A 20190-nucleotide genomic window follows, 5' to 3' on the forward strand; every position below is an offset into this window, starting at 1 on the left:
TCACTCACGAATTCCACTCCTGATGGCGCGCGCCTGAATCCAGGACACGAGTTCATTCACGGGCAAAGGCTTGGCAATCCAATACCCTTGGGCTTTCTGGCAACCCATAGCCGCCATTTGCAAGGCTTGCGCCTCGGTTTCAATGCCTTCGGCCACAGTGCCGAGTTTCAGCGTTGCAGCAACCCGCAAGGTCGCTTCGATCAGCACCCGGTGGTATTCGCTCTTGTCGAGCAAGTTCACAAATGACCGGTCAATCTTCACCGAGTGAACCGGCAGCTCGTGCAAGCACGCGAGGGACGAGTAGCCGGTCCCGAAATCGTCCAGCGACAGCGCAATACCCATCGCCCGCAGGTCTTGCAAGGTGCTTTGCACCAGCGCATCTTGCGCGGCCAAGCTCTCGGTGACTTCCAGCACCAGCTGGAAGGGCTCCATATGGGCCAGACGCAGGGCGTCCCGCACCGCCTCCGCCAGCCCCGGCTCCCGGAGTTGCGCCCGGGACAGGTTGACCGACACACTGGGGGGCGCATCCGGCCCCAGCACACGCTGCATTTTTTCAAAAGCCTGGCAGGCCTCTTGCAACACGAACTGGCCCAAAACCGCGATCAAGCCGCAGGACTCCGCCAGCGGAATAAAGTCCACCGGCGACACTGCGCCGCGCACCGGATGGTGCCAACGCACCAAGGCTTCCATTCCCGCCAGCCCGTATCCGGGCAGATCCACAAGCGGCTGGTACACCACCGACATTTCACGCTGGGCCAACGCATCGCGCAGGTCGTTTTCGAGCGCCACGGAATGGCTTACCTGCGAACGCATGGCAGGGTCGAACACCACATAGCGGGCGCGGCCCGTGCGTTTGGCCTCATACATGGCGATGTCAGCGTCGCGCAGTACGCTATCCGCATCGGGCTCGGCGTGGGCGCTGGTCACGATACCGATACTCACCGTCGAAATCACCCTGTGCCCTTCCACGGTGTAGGGCACGGCCAAAGTGTCCAACAAGCGGCTCGCGACATGGATTGCGTCGAGATCGCCCCGGATGTCATCCAGCAGCACTACGAACTCGTCTCCGCCGATACGGGCCGCCACTTTTTCGAAGTCGTCGCCCAAGGTGAAGGTATCACCCGGCCGGAGGCTGTCTTCAAGGCGGCGTGCGATCTGGCGCAACAGACCGTCCCCTACCGTATGCCCCAGGGTGTCGTTGACCTGCTTGAAACGGTCAAAATCCATGAACAAGACGGCAAAGTGATAGCCCGGCTCGGTGCGGTGCCGTTCAATCGCCGTGCGGATCAACTCCAGCATCACCGTCCGGTTGGGCAAGGCCGTCAAGTCGTCGGTGCGCGCTGCTGAGCGGAGCTGCTGCTCCAAGGCCTTTTGGGCATTGACGTCCATTGCCACGCCGGCAATCCGCAGGACCCGGCCTTGCACCGTGCGATCCGCCGCGCGGCCTGCAAACAAAATCCAGATCCAACGACCGGACTGATGCCGCAAGCGCACCGAGAGCCGGTGCTCGTGAGTCTCATCCAGCAGGTGTTGGCGAATCGACTCTTTCCAGGGCAACCAATCATCCGGGTGAATCAAAGTTTTCCAGCTCGCTGCGTGGGGGGACAAAACCCCGTCGGGATAGCTCAGAAACTGCTGCATGCGGCGGTTCCAGCCCACGCTGTTGTCCACGAGGTCCCAATGCCAAATTCCCAAGCCTGCCCCGGATACGGCCAGCGACAAAATCTCTTGCTGGGAGCGCACTTCACTCAAATCGGTCGCCACCAGCACCCAACCGGCGTCGCCACCCGCAGGGTCTGCAATCGGCTGCATGTCCACGAGGACCCAGCCCCGCAAGCCTTGCTTGGTCAGGATGCGGACCTCACGCTTGAGGCCACGGCCTTGGGCAAGGGCCTCGGTGAACTCTGAAAAATGCGTCGGGTCCGCACTGCGCCCCCGCAACAACGTGCCGATCCGGCGGCCTTGGGCCGCTTCGCTGGTGTAGCCGGTGAGCTCGGTAAATGCCTGATTGATCCAGGTCACCCGGTGGGAGGCATCGGTAACGGCAATCGCATTGGAGCTGATTTCGGCGACAGTCGCCATGCGCTTCAGCCGTTCGGCTTGGCGCGTTAACTCTTCGTATTGGCGGCGCACTGCCCGGGCAGTGGGCTCCACCAGAAACACCGCCAGCGCAAGGATCAGGAGCACGATCCCACCGACGATGACCCATATCGTGCTGATCACGCGGTGGCTGCGCTGCGAGGTGTCTGCGGCCAGTTGCTGCGCCAAGGTGTACAGCGTCATCTCCGCACGGGAGATGACCAGCATGGTGCTGCGGACCTCCGTATCCTGCAGCGTCCGGGGCGTCTCGCCGGACAGATTAGCCCGGTCGAGTGACGCCCACAGAGCCTCGCGGACTACCAGCCAATCCTTCAAGGCAGCAATGGTCTCCCGGGAAGAAAGCGGAGCACTCTCAGCCTGGCGGCGCTGCATTTGATCCAGCACATCCGCCTCTTTGCGTAGTCGCAGCGTGGTGGACGCCAGCGCCTGCCAACGATCCGGGTCCAGCGCTTGCGCCTTCGGGTCAGGTACCAACAGGCTGAGCCGCTGCAGCAACACCCGCTGCTCGGACACACTGTGCAAGATGCGCAGATCCAACTGCCGGTCTTCCTGCCATTGCAAAGACAAAACGGCACGGTATATCCCAAGCACCAACAGCAGCAGCAACACCCCGTACATGGCGCAGCGCACCAGTACATGGGTGTACAGCCAGCCCGAAGGGGGTACGCGGAGTCGCTGCATCAGCACGCGGGGGGTAGCCACAAATAGCGGAGTGTGATGCAACGCAAGGTCAGCGAGCGATGCGTCAAGCCGCCAGCGCCAGGCGCATGGCGTCGACGACCGACTTGTAGTCCGGCTTGCCGAAAATGGCACTGCCTGCCACAAAAGTGTCTGCACCGGCATCGGCTACGCGGCGGATGTTGTCGGTCTTGATACCACCGTCCACCTCAAGGCGTATATCTTTACCGCTTGCATCGATCCGCTTGCGCACGGCCCCGATCTTGCGCAAGGCCGAGTCAATAAAGCTCTGCCCGCCAAAGCCGGGGTTCACGCTCATGATGAGAATCAAGTCAATGTCGTCGATCACCCAGTCCAGCACATCCAAAGGCTCGGCGGGGTTGAACACCAAACCGGCTTTTACGCCCTTGCTCTTGATCGCCTGCACGCTGCGGTGCACATGACCGGAGGCATCGGGGTGAAAGCTGACGTAGTCCGCACCGGCCTCGGCAAAGCTTGCCGCCAACGCATCCACTGGGGAAATCATCAAATGCACATCAATCGGCACTGCCACGCCGGCCGCTGTTTTGGCATGGGGCTTGAGTGCACTGCAGATCATGGGGCCGAAGGTCAGGTTGGGCACATAGTGGTTGTCCATCACATCGAAGTGGATCCAATCCGCACCAGCAGCGATCACGTTGGTCACTTCCTCGCCCAATCGGGCAAAGTCAGCAGAAAGGATGGAAGGGGCAATGCGAAAGGTCATAACAACGACGTCCGGGTAGGGGTGAGCGGGTTTATAGGGGTATTTCGGATTGCTTATTTTCGCAGGTAGCATTGCCCGATGGCCAAATATGCATTCATGGTGGAAGTCCACCCCCAATACCTAGCGGACCAATCCGCAGCGAACGAAGACCTCTACGTCTTCGCCTATACCGTCACGATCACCAATGTCGGCGAGGTGACCGCCCAATTGATCTCGCGTACCTGGAACGTCAACGATGCTACCGGCCATACCGAGCGCGTGAAAGGGCTGGGGGTTGTGGGGCAGCAACCGCTGCTCAAGCCTGGCCAAGCCTTCGAATACACCAGCGGCACCCGTTTGCGCACCCCCACCGGCACCATGCACGGCAGTTTTTTCTGCGTGGCTGAAGACGGTGAAAAATTTGATACCGACATCCCGATGTTCGTTCTGGATGCCCTGAGCGACGCGGGTGGCCCGCGCACACTGCATTGAGTCCCGCTATGGCCCAAGACGACCTCTCGACCCTGCTGGAGCAACTGGAGCACCCCACCACCGGAGTGGAGCGCCACATTTGGCTGATCCGTCTGGTCACTTGGGTGCGCGGAGCCGAGGATGCGCCGGAAGCACCCGTTGCACGCGTGACGCTGCTGCTCGATGTGCTGGCTGCCCGACCCCACACCACCAGCTTACTGCGCAGCTGGTGGGCCGAATTGTTGGGCACCGTCGACGGCAGCACCTTGCTTTCGGATTACGGCTTCGGATCCCGGAACGCCTTCATGAGCGAGCTCGTGGAGCGCCTGAACCGCAAGCTCCTGCCGGCCACGCCGGAAACTCAAGATGCATCTGAACTGTTTGCACTGGTGCTCAACGACCCGCGGGATGCGCGCTGGATTGCAGCACTCCCCGCAGACGCACTGATACGCCTGGCAAACTTACTCTCTCTATCGGTTCCGGCACCAGGGCCTGTAGGCGCATTGCGCCCGGTCAGTGTTTGGCAGCACACCTTGCTCAATGCACTGACGTTTTGTGTCAGCCAGATCCGGGCCACAGGCTTCTCCCAAGAAATGCGGCTGCGCATGAGCAGCCCGGTGCGGGATGGCAGCCCGTTCCACTCACTTGCCGCCGACCTCGACAAGGTCATCGACACCTGGCTGGGCGGCGCCAACACCGGCGCTGCCGCGCAGCACTTCCGCACCCAGCTGGATGCCTGTCGCCAAGCCGCCGCCACGGTGTACTCCCACCTGGATGCGCATGGCATTTCGGTGGATCTGGTGTTCCGCCTTCGCCAGCTCCGCGAGCGGGTCTTGCGGGTGCGCGCCTTGCTGGACTGCCTGCTCGACGACACCGACCACACCAGCACCGCCAGGCTGCTCTCGCACCTGGCCAGCGTCGGACAGGAGCAACGCAGCGTGGGCGCCCTGATTACCTCCAACTCCTCGCTGCTGGCGGCCAAAGTAGCAGAGCGCAGCTCTGAGACCGGTGAACACTACATCACCCGCAACCGCGCAGAATACCGGGCCATGCTCGGCAACGCAGCGGGCGGTGGCGCCCTGACAGCCCTGACCACCGCCATGAAATTCGGCATCATGGCGCTCGGGCTGTCAGCGTTTTGGTACGGATTCTGGTCAGGCGTGATGTATGCCGCCAGCTTCGTGCTGATCCAGATGCTGCATTTCACCCTGGCCACCAAACAGCCTGCCATGACCGCACCAGCCATGGCTGCCAAGTTGAAAGACATTTCAGACTCCCAGGCGCTGCAGGCCTTTGTGGACGAGGTCACCCATCTGGTGCGCTCGCAGATGGCGGCCATATTGGGTAACGTGGTCTTGGTGTTTCCGGTCACGGTGCTTCTATCCGCGGCCATGGTGCTGACCACCGGCGCGCCAATGCTCACCCCCGAAAAGGCAGATTACGTGCTGCACTCGCTCACGCTGCTCGGGCCCTCGCTGCTGTTTGCAGCGTTCACCGGCGTGTTGCTTTTTTCGAGCAGCATTGTGGCGGGCTGGGTCGAAAACTGGTTTGTGCTGCACCGGCTGGATTCCGCCATCCGCTACAACCCCCGCATCACCGCTTGGCTGGGTGCGCTGCGGGCCGACCGCTGGGCCCAGTTCATGCGGCACAACATCTCGGGCCTGGCGGCCAACATCTCACTGGGCATGATGCTCGGCTTGGTCCCCGCCATCCTGGCATTCCTGGGCCCTGCCCTCGATGTGCGCCACGTCACGTTGTCCGCCGGTCAATTGGGCGCGGCCTGCGCGGCGCTGGGTTGGGAGGTGGTGCGCAGCCCGGCCCTGTGGTGGGCGGCAGCCAGCATCCCGCTGATCGGCCTGCTGAATGTGGGTGTGAGCTTTTACCTCGCATTCAGGGTGGCTCTGCAGGCTCACAACATCTCGGGGGTAGACCGCTCCCGTATCCGATCGGCCATCTGGCAACGTCTGCGCGCAGCCCCGATGAGCTTTTTGTGGCCCGCTAAAGAATGAGCTCCCTGGGTGAGTTTGAGCTGATCGCGCAGTACTTTGCGCGCGCTCACCGGCCGCTGCCTACCCAGGTGGTGCTGGGCATTGGCGACGACTGCGCCTTGCTGCAACCCACACCCGGTATGCAATGGGCCATCAGCAGCGACATGCTGGTCAGCGGGCGCCACTTTTTTGCCGATGTGGACCCGCGCACCTTGGGCCACAAGGCACTGGCCGTGAACCTAAGCGATCTAGCCGCCTGCGGCGCACAGCCCGTGGGCTTCACCCTAGCGCTCAGCCTGCCAGAGGCCAATGCCTCTTGGCTGCACGACTTTTCACAAGGACTGTTTGCATTGGCCGATGCCCATGGCTGCCCCTTGGTGGGTGGCGACACCACCCAAGGCCCGCTCAACATCTGTATCACCGTGTTTGGAGAAATCCCGTCCGGCCAAGCGCTGCTACGTAGCGGGGCGCAAGCGGGCGACGACATCTGGGTCAGCGGCACGCTGGGCGATGCGGCCCTGGCCTTGCATTGCCTCTGGGGCCGCGATGCACTGCCGGCGCCCGACTTGGCACTTGCCCGCCAGCGCCTGGAGCAACCCAGTCCGCGGGTCGCCTTGGGCCAAGCCTTGCGCGGTGTTGCCCACGCGGCGGCCGACATCAGCGACGGCTTGTTGGGCGACCTAGGCCACATTCTCAAAGCCAGCAAGGTCGGCGCTGACTTGATGGCCGCTGATGCTATGACTTTGATAGCTAGCCGCGCCTATTGCACGAGCGCTAGCGGCCTATTTGGCCCTCAGTCGGATCGTACTGCAGCAGTACTTGAATATGTGCTGAGCGGCGGGGATGACTACGAACTCGTATTCACCGCAGCCCCGGCTGAGCGCGAGGCGATTGCCGCTGCAGGCACGAAGAGCAACACCCGGGTCACCCGTGTTGGCACAGTGACCTCAGCGCCTGGCGTGCGGGTACTGTGGCCGGACGGCAGCCAGGCGCTTGGCAAGTGGGCCAGCTTTGACCATTTCAAAGCGGTAGCCACGCCGGGGCCCTGAAGGGTAATCAAGGAGCAGCGAAAGACCAGTGAGCGCTCCTGCGGCCCCGCCCCCTAATTCAGCAGCGAGTAGCGTTGCGCCAGCTCCGGGGGAATATCCTCCGCCGACGTCATCGGCATGGCAGAGGTAGTTGGCGGGCTGAGGTTTTCTCCGGAGCCGAGCGCGTCCCGCGCGCGCAGGTTCAAGCTGCGGGCAGGCTCGAGAGAAGGACTGCCCAAGAAAAAGCCCTGGGCAATATCCACCTCCAAGGCCTTCATGGTCAGCAGCTCCACCCCGGTTTCCACCGACTTGGCAACCAGCAAGGCGTTTTGCGTGCGGGCAATCCGCACCAGACTGCGCACCATCCGGCTGTGCTCTGATTCGGTGGCGATGTTGTGGGTCCAGCGGGGCGCCATCTTCACCATGTCCGGGAGCAAAACACTCCAGGCATTCATGCTCTTTTCAGAGGCACTGAAGTTATCGAGCGCCACCGTGACACCGGCTGCCCGCAAAGGGGACAAGGCGTCGAGCAAGGCATCCATTTTGTATACACGGGTGTAGCCGGACACATCCAAACCGACATGCTTGGGGTTGATACGGTGCTTGTGCATCAGCTGCAACAAATTCGCGGTGCCTTGCGACTGCTGGAGCTGCACCAATGACTGGGCACTGAAGTTCACAAACAGCTTGCCTTTGCCGATCTGTGAGGACCATTGCTCCATCACCGCCTCTAGGCAGGCAAGCTCCAATTCTTGGAGACAGTTCTCTTTCTCAGCCGTCTTCCAGAGGTCTTCCAAACTCGTATCAGCAAGGGTGCGGGGTGGGCGAACCAAAGCCTCTTGCCCGAGCACGATGCCGTTGCGCAAGTCCACCATGGACTGAAACACCGGTGCCAGGCCTTCGCTGCCCAGCAACTGCATCACATTGCGACCCCGGGCTCGCGGTGCCCGGCGCAACCAGTTTCCCATTTTCGATAACCACTCAGACATTCCTACCCTTTCAAAAATCCGCAAGGCTCCCCGCTACGGCGAGGTCATAGCCCCTCGCAGAAGAGACCGATTCTTTCAAGACCGGTTGCAGGTGACAGTCCGCTACCGATCTTGTGGATTCGCCGACAACACTGCCCGCGAACCCCGCATGCCCACCATGTCCGGCAATTACACGCCGCTTGCCGGTCGAACGCAAGCCGAAGCCTTAGACGTGCCCGAATTGCCCCGAAAATCAGGGCATGAGCCGCCTCTCTCTCACCCGGACCAAGATCTACAACACCGTCGCCCGGCAGCTGCATGGGCAAGTGCCCTGCTGGGTCTGCGGTCAACATGTCACGCCTGAAGACGCCACGCTGGAGCACATCCGCCCGCAAAGCGAGGGCGGCAGCAGCCATCTGGAGAACTTGGCCATCAGCCATGGCACCTGCAACCGGGGACGCCACATTCCACAACAGGTCGCCTGAGAGGTCTAGGCGCTGGAGGTAAAACTTTGTAAACCGCGCTGTCTTGCATCAGCCGGGCGGGCCCGCCTTGGTACCGAAAGACCACCGCGACTTTGGGTAAGCTGTATCCATGAAAAAACACCTCGCGGCCTATGCGGCCACCGCCCTTGTGCTCTTGACGCTCGATGTGTTGTGGATCGGCGGGCTGGCCCAGTCCCTTTACCAAGAGGGCATCGGCCACCTGATGGCGGAGCAACCCCGGCTTGGCGTAGCTGCAGTGTTTTACGCGCTGTACCCTATGGGCTTACTGGTGTTTGTCGTAGCTCCCCGGGGGGTGACTGACGACTGGCCCTCCACTTTGTTGCGCGGCGCGCTGTTTGGGCTCGTGGCCTATGCCACCTACGACCTCACCAACCTCGCCACACTCAAAGGCTGGCCGGCAGAGCTAGCGATGCTGGACATGGCATGGGGATGTGTGGCGAGCTGCGGTGCTTCTTCTGCGGGCAGACTGACGTTTCAGCGCTTTGCATAACCGGGGTCCTTGGCGCTCATGGGCCTTGTGCCTCCCAGGCTCCAGCGAAGTGAATGAAGGTGCTGCTGACATAGTAGTGTCAGCAGGCTGCAAAAGTTCCGTCATCAAAACGTCGTCATATTCCTGCAACGCGCCTGGCGCAGGATGCTTGCTGTTGCATTTTTAGAAGAGGTTTTGCCATGGCAGTGTCTGAACAACGCGTGCACACCCGCGCCACTTATTTCCGCCTCGGTACCGGGACCCAGACCGCGTCTTTCTTCGTGTTCCGCGACGCGGATAAGCCCGACGCGATTGCCGCGCTGATACTGGACATCAGCGAAGGCGGGGTGCAAATCCTGTCGCAAGCGGGCTCCTACCTCACTGGTAAATCATTCCGCCTCGACCTGCATGTGGCCAGTGCGGATGGGTTCGAAGTGGTGGACGGCGGCGAAGTCCAGTGGGTCTGGTCGCAGCCCGAAGGCATTTACACCCGCAGCGGCTTTGTGTCCCGCGCCGAGGGGCACAGCCTGGCCACCTTGCTGCAAGGCCTACCGGTGCAGAACGAGCAGGTGATCCGCTGCGCGCTCTATCCCGTAGGTCACATGGCGATGGCCTGAGTGGCAGACGTTTTCGCCGATGCGCGGGCGGCTTGTGTCTGCCCGCCGTACCCCCAATCGCCGGCCGGCACTTCCCTCACGATCACATAGCTGGCAGGTTCCAGCCCCTGCCCGTGGCCGAGTTGGGCCTCCAGATCGGCAAATGCGCGGGCGATGAATGCCGCCTTCTGCGCCGCCGTGTTGGTGCCTTGGGTGATGCTGATCTCCAGCATTGCGGTGGGCCGCTGCACATCGGCACCCCCCACGTGCCACCGCGCGGCGGGCACATCGTCGATAACCACCGCATTGACTTCCGCGCGTTTGCCTAATTCCTCTGCGGTGATGCGCGTCAAGGCGTCGGCCAGCGCGCGATAGCGGGACGGGTTTTGGAGAGGTGAGACTTTGAGTTGCAGAGTAGGCATGGTCAGGCTTTCTGGGTGGTGGTTGGGATGGAATGGGCAAGGCGGAGGACCAGGTGCGCCATCAGGCGGGCAGCGTTGCACCAGAACTCATTTACCGCTTCGCGGCGCAGGCGACGGGCTTCCCGACGGGCGTAGTCATGGAGTTGAGCAATTGCAGTGCTGTCAGGGGCGGCTGGGTACATGGTGGACTCCGGTAGGTTCAGGTCTTGCTGCGATGGTTTGAACTTTATGGAGAACACCAGCCGTCGGAAACCTCACCAAATCCATATTGGTTTTGCACTATTTGCAAAACCAAAGCTCCCGCCGGCACAATCGCGCCATGCAACTCCAACTCGATGACGTCGCCCTGTTCACCCGTATTGCCAAGCTGGGCACCCTGTCGGCTGCAGCCCGCGAGCGCAATGTGCCGGTCAGCCAGATCACCCGTGCGCTGACCCGGCTGGAGGCGGCCTGCGGCGTGCGCCTGCTGCATCGCACCACCCACGGCCTGAGCCTGACCGACGAAGGCGACACCCTGCTCTCGTATGGTCAGCGCCTGCTGGAGACCACCGCCGAGCTGGACAGTGAACTCAGCGGCAAGCTCAGCGGGCCCGGTGGCTGGGTGCGTGTCAGCGTGAGCCCCTTGCTGGCCGAATGTGTCATTGCACCGAGCCTGCAGGGCTTGTATGACCGTCACCCGGCCTTGCACCTCGACATCAATGCCGACGACCGCGTTGCCGACATGGCCCGCGACGGCATTGACATTGCCATCCGCACCGGCAGCCCGAACAGCGACACACTGGTGGCGCGAAAAATCGGAGAACACGGCCGCAGCCTCTATGCCGCCCCCGCTTATCTGGCGCGCTGTGGCACACCGCAGCACCCTGACGACCTCGCCTGCCATCACCTGATCGCCAATAGCGCCAGCCCTAACCTGAACCGTTGGAGTCGCGCTGGAGGCAGCACCACCGCAGCGCTGACCGTGCCCGGACACACCCGCACCGACAACACCGCTGTAGTGCTCAGCCTGGTGCGCCATGGGGTAGGTATCGCCCGCCTGAATGACTTGATGGCAGCACCCTTGGTGCGCTCTGGCGAACTGGTGCCCTTGCTGCAAACGCATTTCGACGGTGGCCGCGTCCCCATCTTCGCGGTGATGCTGCAGGAGCGGCACCGCTTGCCGAAAATCCGCGCCTGTATCGATTACTGGGCGGAGTGGATTGCCTGCGCCGTTGAATAATCGGGGCATGAGCGAACCTGTCACCCTGATTCCCCTGGATACCCAAACCGGCGAACCCCTGTACCCGCCCCGCCCGCGCAAGCCAGCCGGGCCCACTGCCCGATTCATGTTTTCCCATCCAGCGCATTTGATTGCGCTGGGTTTGGGCTCCGGCCTGTCGCGGATTGCGCCGGGCACCTCGGGCACCTTGTGGGCTTGGGTGGCGTTTATTGCGCTGTCGCAGTGGCTGGGCGAATTCGGCTGGGGCGTGTTGATTGCCCTCAGCATTCCGGTGGGCTGGTGGGCCAGCACCGTCACAGCGCGCAACATGGGCGTGCTGGACCCGGGCAATATCGTGATCGACGAGATCGTGGCGTTTTGGCTGGTGCTCTGGTTGGTCACGCCCACTTCGCTGGTGGGGCAGGCACTGGCCTTCGGCCTGTTCCGGTACTTTGACGCGGCCAAACCCGGCCCGGTGGGCTGGGCCGACCGGCTCTTTCACGGCCTGCAGGCCGACACCGACCGTCTTGCCTGGACCAAGGCGGGCTGGGGCATCATGCTCGACGACTTGGTGGCGGCCGGTTGCACATTACTGGTGATTGCTATCTGGAGATTTGCATGAACACCACCCCGGGTAAATTGCTATCAAATCAGGAGCTTCTCGCACATATTCCATGTGCGCTACTGGCCGATTTGATGCTCAAACGCCAATGGATGCTGGCCACCGCCGAGAGCTGCACCGGCGGCATGATTGCCGCCGCCTGCACCGACCTCGCGGGGTCGAGCGCCTGGTTTGAACGCGGCTTCGTAACCTATTCCAACGAAGCCAAGTCCGACATACTGGGAGTGCCGGCTGAACTGATCGCCACCCACGGCGCGGTGAGCGAGCCGGTGGCAAGGGCCATGGCCAGCGGTGCCTTGCAACACTCCAGGGCCCAAGTGGCCCTCTCAGTCACCGGCATTGCCGGCCCCAGCGGCGGCAGCCCGGACAAGCCGGTGGGCACGGTCTGGTTCGGCTGGGCCACGCCCGATGGTGTGTGGAGTGAGATGCAGCGCTTTGACGGCGACCGCGCCGCAGTCCGCGTTGCGACCCTGCACCACAGCCTCACGCGGCTGGTGGCACTGCTCACACCTGCGGCCTGAAGATCCGCGTCAACGCTTGGGCTTGGCTGGCGTGCGCTCAAGCGCTGGGGCCATGGCATTCAAGCGGCAGCCCGGCCAATTGAGCTTTTCTGTGTAAGCGGGCGTGCGCTTCAGCGCCCGCAAGCCGCGGTTGAAGGCCTGCAAGCGGGCCGCACTGTCGGGCAGCTTGTCGCTGAACATCACATGGGTAGTAAAGTTCGGGGCAAAGAGCCGGGGGTGCGCCCGCAGGTCTTGCACATCGCTGTCCATGAAATGGTGCTGCATCAGGTAGCACGCTACGTTGCGCTCCATGGGCACTACATCCAAACGCCCGCCAATCAGCAAGCGCAGGCTCGCCAGGTCGTCTGGCGCAGTGACCGTGGTCAAAGTGCCCGCTTTCAGCAGAGCCAAGAACCCCGGGGTGTAGGTGTAAGACTGCACCACTCCAATGCGCAGGCCCTTCAGGTCAGTGAGCCCCCTCCAGTCGAACGGAGCTTCTTTGAACGCGCTTTGGCGATACACCAGCACCCACTGCTCGGTCAGCACGTTGTCACTGATCAGGAAACCTTTGTCCCGCTCAGGGTTGCGGCCCCAATAGGCGGTGGCATCCCACAAACCGGCACGCGACTCTTCGAGCGTGCGGGTCCAGGGCTTGAAGGTGTACTCCACCTCAAACCCCTCGAGGGCGAAAGCGCGCCGGACAATGTCCAGTGCAATACCCTGGTCAGGCCGCTCCTGGGTGGCATAGGGCGCAAACTGGCCGGTCGCAAGCCGGAGCACCTCGGCGGCAGCCGGCGCGCACGCACACGCCAGCGACAGCAGCGCGGCCCCGATGCTGGAGCGAAAAGCTTGCAGTCGAAAACTGGTGAAGCCCATCGATGTCATGCCTGTGTGAATTCCTTGATCATCATAGTGCGGCCTGTGGCTATTGCACGCGGGACAAGCCCTGCTTTACAAATCACTTAGCCTTGGCCTTGATTTTGCACATGCATGGAGACACACATGTCCTGGTTTGATGGTTTCGAGCAACGCGATTTCGAGGTCCATGGAGTGCGCATCCACGCCCGGGTACCCCGGGACGCGCCGGGTGACAGGCCCGCGCTTTTGCTCTTACACGGTTTCCCACAAACCCATGTGCTGTGGCACCGGGTGGCACAGCAGTTGGCGCAGGACTTCTACCTGGTCATGCCGGATTTGCGCGGCTATGGCGACTCCAGCAAACCCGCCGGCCTGCCGGACCACAGCAACTACAGCAAACGCGCACTGGCAGCCGACATGGTGGCGGTCATGGACGCGCTGGGCATCGCCCGCTTCGGCGTCTGCGGGCATGACCGGGGCGGGCGCGTTGCCCACCGGCTCGCAGTGGACCACCCGGAACGGGTGCAAGGCCTGTGCGTGATCGACATCGCCCCCACCCTGGACATGTACGCCGCCACCGACTTTGGCTATGCCAGTGCGTATTACCACTGGTTCCACCTGATTCAGCCCACGCCTTTGCCAGAGACCATGATCCTGGGCGCGCCCTTGCCCTATCTGCACACCAAGCTGGGCGGCTGGGGCGGCACGGGCACTACCTTCATTGAACCGCAGGCTATGGCAGAGTACGAGCGCTGTTTTTTGCTGCCGGGCACGGTGCACAGCATGTGCGAAGACTACCGGGCCAGCGCAGGCAAAGACCTCGACCACGACCGCGCCAGCCGTGCATTGCCGAACGGGGCCGGGCGCATTGCCTGCAACACCCTGGTGTTGTGGGGCGAGCGGGGCGTGGTGAACCGCCTGTTTGATCCGCTGACACTGTGGCAGGCCCAATGTGCTGCGACGGTTTCCGGGGAAGTATTGCCCGCAGGCCACTTTATTCCCGAGGAGCTTCCTGAGCTCACTGCGCGCCATTTGAAGGAGTTTTTCCATGGATGAGGGCACCGGAATCACCCATTTGCCCCATGGCGGCAGCGCCATTGTCATTGGCGCCGGCGGCGGCATAGGCGCTGCGCTGGTGCGCAGCCTGGAGGCTTCTGGCCAGTTTGAAACAGTCTGGAGCTTGGGGCGCCACACAACGCCAGCGTTGGATCTGCTGGATGAGAACAGCATCAAAGCATCGGCACAGGCTATTCAAGCCGCCGGCCTGCCCGTCCGGCTGGTGCTGGATGCGACCGGTTTTCTGCACAACGACACCTGGAGCCCGGAGAAAAGCTGGCAACAGCTCGACCCCGCGCATATGGCGCACAGCTTCGCTATCAATGCCATCGGGCCCGCGCTGCTGATGAAGCACTTTTTGCCGCTATTGACCCGCGAAGGGAAAACAGCCTTCGTCACCTTATCAGCCAAGGTGGGCAGCATCGGCGATAACCGGCTGGGCGGGTGGTACAGCTACCGCGCCAGCAAAGCGGCACTCAACCAACTCGTGCACACCGCAGCCATTGAGTTAAAGCGCCGCCACCCGCATGCGGTGTGTGTCGCCCTGCACCCAGGCACCGTAGACACCGGCCTGTCCACCCCGTTTGCAAAAACCGGGTTGGATGTGCGAACACCAGATGCCGCTGCCGAACGCCTGCTGACCGTGATCCACCACCTGCAGCCGGAGCAGAGCGGCGGATTCATCAATCACGATGGCACGGAGTTGCCGTGGTGACCCGGCAGTTTTAAGCGCCGTGGCACTTCTTGTACTTCTTGCCGCTGCCGCAATGGCAAGGGTCGTTGCGGCCCGGTTCGGCTTCTTTACGCACGGTCTCGACACGGGGGCCGAAATTGCGCCAGAGTTCGCGCAGGTCGTACACCGCCCACACGGCATCTGAAAAGTCATTGATGCGGCGCTGGCTCACGCTGGCCGGGCCGTTGTCGTCAAACACCGAGATGGTGGGTTCGTCGGTGTCGTCTTCGGTCAGCGCGACGATGGCTTGCAAGGAGGCGTCCAGCCACTTTTCCGCCTCTTTGTCGCGCGGGGCGGCCCACTCTTCCGGCCAGGACTCCACGGCGAACATAAAGCCCAAGGCCCAGACCTGTCCAAACGAAGGCAAGTCTTCGCCTTCCATCTTCGCGCGGTCTTCCTCCGGCAAAGAGGCTACCGCACCGCGGACATCCATCACCTCCGGGTGGTAGGCGTTCTCGTCATCCAAGCCGTTGATTTCCACACCGAGACCGCGCACCACATCGTCCCAGCGGCGGGTCCAGAGGGCCATGAAACGCGCGGCTTGCGCGGCATCTGTAAATCCACCGGCCTCGCCGGGGGCCGGGACCTCCATATCGAGGAGCACCGGGAAATATTCTTCAGCCGCAATCGGGCGACGGCAAACCACGAGCGCGGCCATAAAGCCTTCACAGAATTCCCATTGGGGAATTTCGTCATGGCGGGTCCGCAGATCGTCCAGGATGGTGTCAATTTCATCAAATTCCTCGGGGCTCAGGCTGTAGCCCGGGGACATTTCCAGATCAGTTACGGATTCGGTCGGTGTATTGGTGGTCATAAGCTGTGCAAAGAGAGTGCAGGCTGGTATTGTCTCTCCGAAGGAGTTCCCTGCCATGCTCAATACCCTGAATGCCGTTTTCCCGATTCGCTATACCGTGCTGGGGCTCAGTGTTTTCGCATTGCTGCTGAGCGTCTTCAGCGTGTTGGTGTTCGGTGTGGGCTTCGGCTCATTGCTGATCACCGGCTTGCTGGTCGGCGTGGGGGTGTACGACCTGCGCCAGACCAAACGATCTATTCTGCGTAACTACCCCATCATCGGGCATCTGCGCTTCATTCTCGAGTTTGTGCGGCCCGAGATACGCCAGTATTTTATCGAGAGCGACAACGAAGCTACGCCGTTCTCAAGGTCTCAGCGTTCACTGGTGTACCAGCGGGCCAAGGGGGACCCGGACAAGCGGCCCTTTGGCACCCAGTTGGATGTCCATGCCGATGGCTACGAGTGGGTCAACCACTCGGTGTCGCCCACCAAAATTGCATCGCACGATTTCCGCATCACGATTGGCGAGCACAGCGCCCAGCCCTATTCAGCCAGTGTGTTCAACATCTCGGCGATGAGCTTCGGGTCGCTGAGTGCCAATGCCATCCTCGCGCTCAACAAAGGTGCCAAGCGGGGCAATTTTGCCCACGACACGGGCGAAGGCTCGATATCAACCCACCACCGGGTGCATGGTGGCGACTTGATCTGGGAGGTCGCATCGGGCTACTTCGGCTGCCGCAATGACGACGGCAGTTTCAACGCCGACAAATTCGCCGATAACGCCCGCGACCCGCAGGTCAAAATGATTGAGCTCAAACTCAGTCAGGGGGCCAAGCCGGGCCATGGCGGCATGTTGCCGGGTCCCAAAGTCACCCCTGAGATTGCACAGGCGCGCGGCGTACCGGTCGGGGTGGACTGTATTTCGTCGGCCTCGCACAGCGCGTTCTCGACACCGATCGAGATGATGCAATTCATTGCCCGCTTGCGCGACCTCTCGGGCGGTAAGCCGACAGGCATGAAGCTGTGTATCGGCCATCCGTGGGAGTGGTTTGCCATGGTCAAAGCCATGCTGGAAACCGGTATCACCCCGGACTTTATTGTGGTGGATGGTGCCGAGGGCGGCACCGGAGCCGCGCCGCTCGAATTCACTGACCACGTGGGCGCTCCGGTGCAAGAGGGTCTGCTCCTAGTACACAACACATTGCGGGGAGTGGGCCTGCGGGATCGCGTAAAAATTGGGGTGGCGGGCAAAGTGGTCAGCGCATTTGATGTGGCCCGCTACATGGCGCTGGGCGCCGACTGGTGCAACAGCGCGCGGGGCTTCATGTTTGCCTTGGGCTGCATCCAGGCCCAACACTGCCACACAGGCCACTGCCCTACAGGCGTGACCACCCAAGACCCGCTGCGGCAACAAAGCTTGGTCGTGCCCGACAAAGCAGATCGGGTCTACAACTTCCACCAGCAGACCTTGTTTGCACTCAAGGAAATGGTGCAAGCCGTGGGGGTGTACCACCCGAACGAAATCACCGCCCACCACATCGTGCGCCGGAGCGACAACAAGGTTCGCTCGCTGGCACAGTTCATCCTGACGCAGTTGCCCAACGGCGCCTTGCTGGGCGAATCGGTAGCCAGCTTGCCCTTGATCTACCGCCAAACCTGGCCCCGGGCACAGGCCCACAGCTTCGCGCTTCGCGCCGAATAATGCAGTTCAAGCAGACAGTGTTTTACAGGCGGCTTCTTTGGCTGATGGCGTGGCTCTGGTGCCTTGCGCCCCCGGCGCTGGCCGGAGACGGCACACGGGTGCTGACGTTGGTGTCGTACCACCCGGGCATGGCTTGGAGCGATGCGCAACTTGCCGGTGTACGAGCGGCCCTTGAAGGGGTCGCGCCACCGATTGACCTGCAAATCGAGTACCTCGACACGAAACGCGTCGCGCCGAGTGACAAGCATTTCCGCCTGGTAGAAGCGGTCCTGATGAGCAAGATCGGGGCCTCTGATCCTGCCTTGATTCTGGCCTCGGACGATGATGCCCTAGACCTCGCTTTGCAACTCCGCAAACGCCACTATCCGCAAGTGCCGGTGTTGTTCTCTGGCGTGGCGATCAGCCGCTCGGAAGCACTGGCTCGCGAGACCAACATAGGCGGAGTGTTTGACGACGTGAACGTAGGCAACAGCCTCACCGTAGTGCTCCGAATGCTCCCCGCCACTCGGCGCATCGTGGTGGTACACGACCAAAGCCGCACCAGCCTGGCTCAAGTCGAGACTCTGCGCGAAGGCTTGGCCGCCCAACCGCGGTTGGAGGTGGAATACCTGACCGACATGCCTGCCGCCGAGGTGCAAACGCGCTTGGCACAACTCGGGCCGCAGGACCTGGTGTTTGCGCTGCCATTCAACCGGGATGCCAACGGCGCCCTCTTCAGCCACGAGGAGGCCGCAGACCTCTGGGCCAGCGCCTCGCGAGCGCCGGTCGCGGTAACCCGCGATGTCGCGATGCGGCCCGGGATTCTGGGTGGTTTTCTGGTGTCGGGGCTCGCCCAAGGGCAGGCCATGGGGGAACTGGCAAAGCAGCTCATCAGCGGCAGCGCCCCCCACCCCCTGCCGCTGAAAGCAGCCCCGGTGCAGGCCACGTTTGACTACCCGCAACTCCAGCGCTGGGGCATAGACCCGGACCTGCTGCCGCCTGATGCGGTGGTGCTCAACCCACCGCCCAACCCACTCGAAGACTTGCGCCCTTACTTGGTGTGGCTGGCCGCATTGTTCGGGAGTCTGCTGATCATCATTGGCTTGCTGCTGTACGGCATTCGCAGCCGCCAGATCGCAGCGCGCGCACTGCAGCAAAGCGAGAAAAACTACCGCGACTTGTTTGACCACAGCCCGGACGGGATCCTGATCCAAGCGCTTCCCGGTGGGCACACGGTAGAGGTCAACCCGCGCTTTCTGGGCATGTTCGGCTACACCGCCATCGAGGCACGGCAACTGCAGTTCAAAGATTTGCGCGTGGAGGCGGGGGCCGCCCCTTTGACCACGACGCAAGCGACTGCGGCTCAGCTCCGCCGCAAAGACGGCAGCGTGTTCTGGGCCGAGGTCTCTGCGATCGAACTGCAGGTGGGTACCTCCAACCGTGCGGTCATCAACCTGCGTGATATCACCGACCGCAAGCGGGCCGAGTCGCTGGCGCAAGAGATGGAACACCGCATCCGGCAGATTTACGAGAACCTCCCGGTGGCGGTGTTTGCCATCGACGCCCAGCACCGCGTGACTTTCTGGAACCCGCAAATGACGCGCATGACCGGGGTCAAGGCGCAAGACGTAGTAGGAACTACCGACAGCTGGCGCGGCATCTACCCCTCCAAACGCCCTTGCCTGCTGGATGTGCTGTTCGATGGTACCAAGACCGATGACATCACCCATTTCTATGGCGACAACCTGCGAGCCAGCACGCATGTGTCCGGCGCGCTGGAAGGCGAAGGCTATTTCACGAATGCAGATCAAACACAAGGCATGTGGGGCCGCTTCTGCGCCTCACCGCTGCGAGACGCAGACGGCACTATCACCGGCGCAATTGAAACCCTGATCGACATCACACCGCTCAAGCGCATCCAGACCGATCTGGAGACTCTGAACCGCGAGCTTGAAGCCCGGGTAGAGACCCGCAACGCAGAGCTACAGCGCGCCATGGGTCAGCTGCTGCAAAGTGAAAAGCTCGCAGCACTCGGCAGCCTGGTGGCCGGCATGGCCCATGAGCTCAACACGCCCATCGGCAATGTCTTGGCGGTCGCAAGCACCTTGACCGAAGATGCGGCCTCGTTTTCCCAAAAGCTGCTCTCCGGCAGTGCACGACGGGGCGACGTTGAAAAAGGCGCACTCCGCCTGCAAGAAGCCAGCGTGTTGATCGAGCGCAACGCCACCCGTGCGGCCAAGCTGATCAGCGACTTCAAAGAGGTGGCCGTGGACCAGACCAGCTCACGCAGGCGCCATTTCTTGCTGCTGGAGGTCATGCAGGAAATTTTGCACACCACCCAACCGCTGCTCAAAGGAAAGGGCCACACCGTCACACTCGATATCCCCCCTGACTTGGAGCTCGACAGCTACCCCGGCCCGCTGGAGCAGATCATGACCAATCTGTTGGCCAACTCGGTCCACCACGCGTTTGCAGCCGATGTGACCGGAGAAATGGTGATTTGGGCTGAGTCGCAGGGTGAGCAGATCCTGCTGCACTACCGGGACAACGGCTGCGGCATTCCGGCCGCCAACTTGGCACACATATTTGAGCCGTTTTACACCACCAAACTTGGCAAGGGCGGCAGCGGGCTCGGGATGTACCTGGTCTACAACTTGGTGAGCAATGTTCTTGGAGGACGCATCCAAGTTCAAAGCCCGCCTGGCGAGGGCACCTGGGTAGACATCACGATCCCGCGTACCGTGCAGGATGTTGCCACCCACCCTTTGGCCGAAGGTGTCAGCCCGCCCAAATTTTGAG

20 protein-coding genes are annotated in these 20190 nt (G+C 62.1%); 13 read left to right on the top strand and 7 right to left on the bottom strand.

What is annotated here, in order from left to right:
• Both U5L73_RS00615 and rpe read right to left on the bottom strand, forming a co-directional pair.
• Window positions 1-2802, bottom strand: coding sequence for a putative bifunctional diguanylate cyclase/phosphodiesterase (locus U5L73_RS00615; protein ID WP_322560548.1), 2802 nt, complete (start codon window positions 2800-2802; stop codon window positions 1-3).
• Between the two features lie 43 nt (window positions 2803-2845).
• Window positions 2846-3523 (bottom strand): ribulose-phosphate 3-epimerase, encoded by a 678-nt coding sequence (gene rpe, locus U5L73_RS00620; RefSeq protein WP_322560549.1) that lies wholly within the window; start codon window positions 3521-3523, stop codon window positions 2846-2848.
• Window positions 3524-3601: 78 nt separating this feature from the next.
• On the opposite strand from rpe, the gene apaG reads away from it, so the two are divergent.
• From apaG to thiL, 3 genes are read left to right on the top strand one after another with little or no spacing between them, the layout of a single operon-like run.
• Entirely contained in the window at window positions 3602-3994 is a 393-nt protein-coding gene (gene apaG, locus U5L73_RS00625; RefSeq protein WP_322560550.1) for a Co2+/Mg2+ efflux protein ApaG, read from the top strand.
• An 8-nt stretch (window positions 3995-4002) separates the two neighbouring features.
• A complete protein-coding gene (locus U5L73_RS00630; RefSeq protein ID WP_322560551.1) occupies window positions 4003-5982 on the top strand; it encodes a site-specific recombinase in 1980 nt (659 codons plus the stop codon).
• A gap of 5 nt (window positions 5983-5987) precedes the next feature.
• The gene (gene thiL, locus U5L73_RS00635; protein WP_322561903.1) at window positions 5988-7010 is read left to right on the top strand and encodes a thiamine-phosphate kinase; all 1023 of its coding nucleotides are present in this window, start codon (window positions 5988-5990) and stop codon (window positions 7008-7010) included.
• Between the two features lie 53 nt (window positions 7011-7063).
• Here thiL and U5L73_RS00640 read toward each other — a convergent pair whose 3' ends face one another.
• Entirely contained in the window at window positions 7064-7978 is a 915-nt protein-coding gene (locus U5L73_RS00640) for an EAL domain-containing protein (protein WP_322560552.1), read from the bottom strand.
• A 239-nt stretch (window positions 7979-8217) separates the two neighbouring features.
• Between U5L73_RS00640 and U5L73_RS00645 the strand changes: the two genes are divergently transcribed.
• From U5L73_RS00645 to U5L73_RS00655, 3 genes are all read left to right on the top strand, one after another.
• Window positions 8218-8442 carry an HNH endonuclease signature motif containing protein gene (locus tag U5L73_RS00645; protein ID WP_322560553.1) on the top strand — a complete coding sequence of 75 codons (225 nt, stop codon included), beginning with the start codon at window positions 8218-8220 and terminating at the stop codon, window positions 8440-8442.
• A gap of 109 nt (window positions 8443-8551) precedes the next feature.
• Window positions 8552-8953, top strand: coding sequence for a DUF2177 family protein (locus tag U5L73_RS00650; RefSeq protein WP_322560554.1), 402 nt, complete (start codon window positions 8552-8554; stop codon window positions 8951-8953).
• 179 nt (window positions 8954-9132) lie between these two features.
• Entirely contained in the window at window positions 9133-9549 is a 417-nt protein-coding gene (locus tag U5L73_RS00655) for a PilZ domain-containing protein (protein ID WP_322560555.1), read from the top strand.
• Here U5L73_RS00655 and U5L73_RS00660 read toward each other — a convergent pair.
• Complete coding sequence (locus tag U5L73_RS00660; RefSeq protein WP_322560556.1) at window positions 9531-9950, bottom strand: 4-oxalocrotonate tautomerase; 420 nt, start codon at window positions 9948-9950, stop codon at window positions 9531-9533. The two genes, U5L73_RS00655 and U5L73_RS00660, sit on opposite strands and share 19 nt — an antisense overlap.
• 2 nt (window positions 9951-9952) lie before the next feature.
• Window positions 9953-10132, bottom strand: a complete 180-nt coding sequence (locus tag U5L73_RS00665; RefSeq protein WP_322560557.1) for a hypothetical protein — start codon at window positions 10130-10132, stop codon at window positions 9953-9955.
• Window positions 10133-10269: 137 nt separating this feature from the next.
• Between U5L73_RS00665 and U5L73_RS00670 the strand changes: the two genes are divergently transcribed.
• Genes U5L73_RS00670 through U5L73_RS00680 form a run of 3 tightly spaced genes read left to right on the top strand, consistent with a single transcriptional unit; the run spans window position 10270 to window position 12291 of the window.
• Window positions 10270-11169, top strand: coding sequence for a LysR family transcriptional regulator (locus tag U5L73_RS00670; RefSeq protein WP_322560558.1), 900 nt, complete (start codon window positions 10270-10272; stop codon window positions 11167-11169).
• A 7-nt stretch (window positions 11170-11176) separates the two neighbouring features.
• Window positions 11177-11770, top strand: coding sequence for a phosphatidylglycerophosphatase A (locus U5L73_RS00675; RefSeq protein WP_416221247.1), 594 nt, complete (start codon window positions 11177-11179; stop codon window positions 11768-11770).
• Window positions 11767-12291, top strand: coding sequence for a CinA family protein (locus U5L73_RS00680; RefSeq protein WP_416221248.1), 525 nt, complete (start codon window positions 11767-11769; stop codon window positions 12289-12291). Before U5L73_RS00675 ends, U5L73_RS00680 begins: the two co-directional genes overlap by 4 nt.
• Before the next feature lie 9 nt (window positions 12292-12300).
• Here the strand turns inward: U5L73_RS00680 and U5L73_RS00685 are convergent, their stop codons facing one another.
• The gene (locus tag U5L73_RS00685) at window positions 12301-13155 is read right to left on the bottom strand and encodes a substrate-binding periplasmic protein (RefSeq protein ID WP_322560559.1); all 855 of its coding nucleotides are present in this window, start codon (window positions 13153-13155) and stop codon (window positions 12301-12303) included.
• Between the two features lie 117 nt (window positions 13156-13272).
• Between U5L73_RS00685 and U5L73_RS00690 the strand changes: the two genes are divergently transcribed.
• Together U5L73_RS00690 and U5L73_RS00695 are read left to right on the top strand one after the other, a co-directional pair.
• On the top strand, window positions 13273-14184 hold the full coding sequence (locus tag U5L73_RS00690; protein ID WP_322560560.1) for an alpha/beta hydrolase: 912 nt from the start codon (window positions 13273-13275) through the stop codon (window positions 14182-14184).
• The gene (locus U5L73_RS00695) at window positions 14177-14899 is read left to right on the top strand and encodes an SDR family NAD(P)-dependent oxidoreductase (protein ID WP_322560561.1); all 723 of its coding nucleotides are present in this window, start codon (window positions 14177-14179) and stop codon (window positions 14897-14899) included. The genes U5L73_RS00690 and U5L73_RS00695 overlap by 8 nt, the downstream gene beginning before the upstream one ends.
• 10 nt (window positions 14900-14909) lie before the next feature.
• Here the strand turns inward: U5L73_RS00695 and U5L73_RS00700 are convergent, their stop codons facing one another.
• The gene (locus U5L73_RS00700; protein WP_322560562.1) at window positions 14910-15731 is read right to left on the bottom strand and encodes a UPF0149 family protein; all 822 of its coding nucleotides are present in this window, start codon (window positions 15729-15731) and stop codon (window positions 14910-14912) included.
• 55 nt (window positions 15732-15786) lie between these two features.
• Between U5L73_RS00700 and U5L73_RS00705 the strand changes: the two genes are divergently transcribed.
• Both U5L73_RS00705 and U5L73_RS00710 read left to right on the top strand, forming a co-directional pair.
• The gene (locus U5L73_RS00705; protein WP_322560563.1) at window positions 15787-17412 is read left to right on the top strand and encodes an FMN-binding glutamate synthase family protein; all 1626 of its coding nucleotides are present in this window, start codon (window positions 15787-15789) and stop codon (window positions 17410-17412) included.
• Between the two features lie 44 nt (window positions 17413-17456).
• Window positions 17457-20189, top strand: coding sequence for a PAS domain S-box protein (locus U5L73_RS00710; RefSeq protein WP_322560564.1), 2733 nt, complete (start codon window positions 17457-17459; stop codon window positions 20187-20189).
• Window position 20190 lies beyond the last annotated feature (1 nt).

It is taken from the genome of Rhodoferax sp. (assembly GCF_034520025.1).
GTDB lineage: Bacteria > Pseudomonadota > Gammaproteobacteria > Burkholderiales > Burkholderiaceae_C > Allorhodoferax.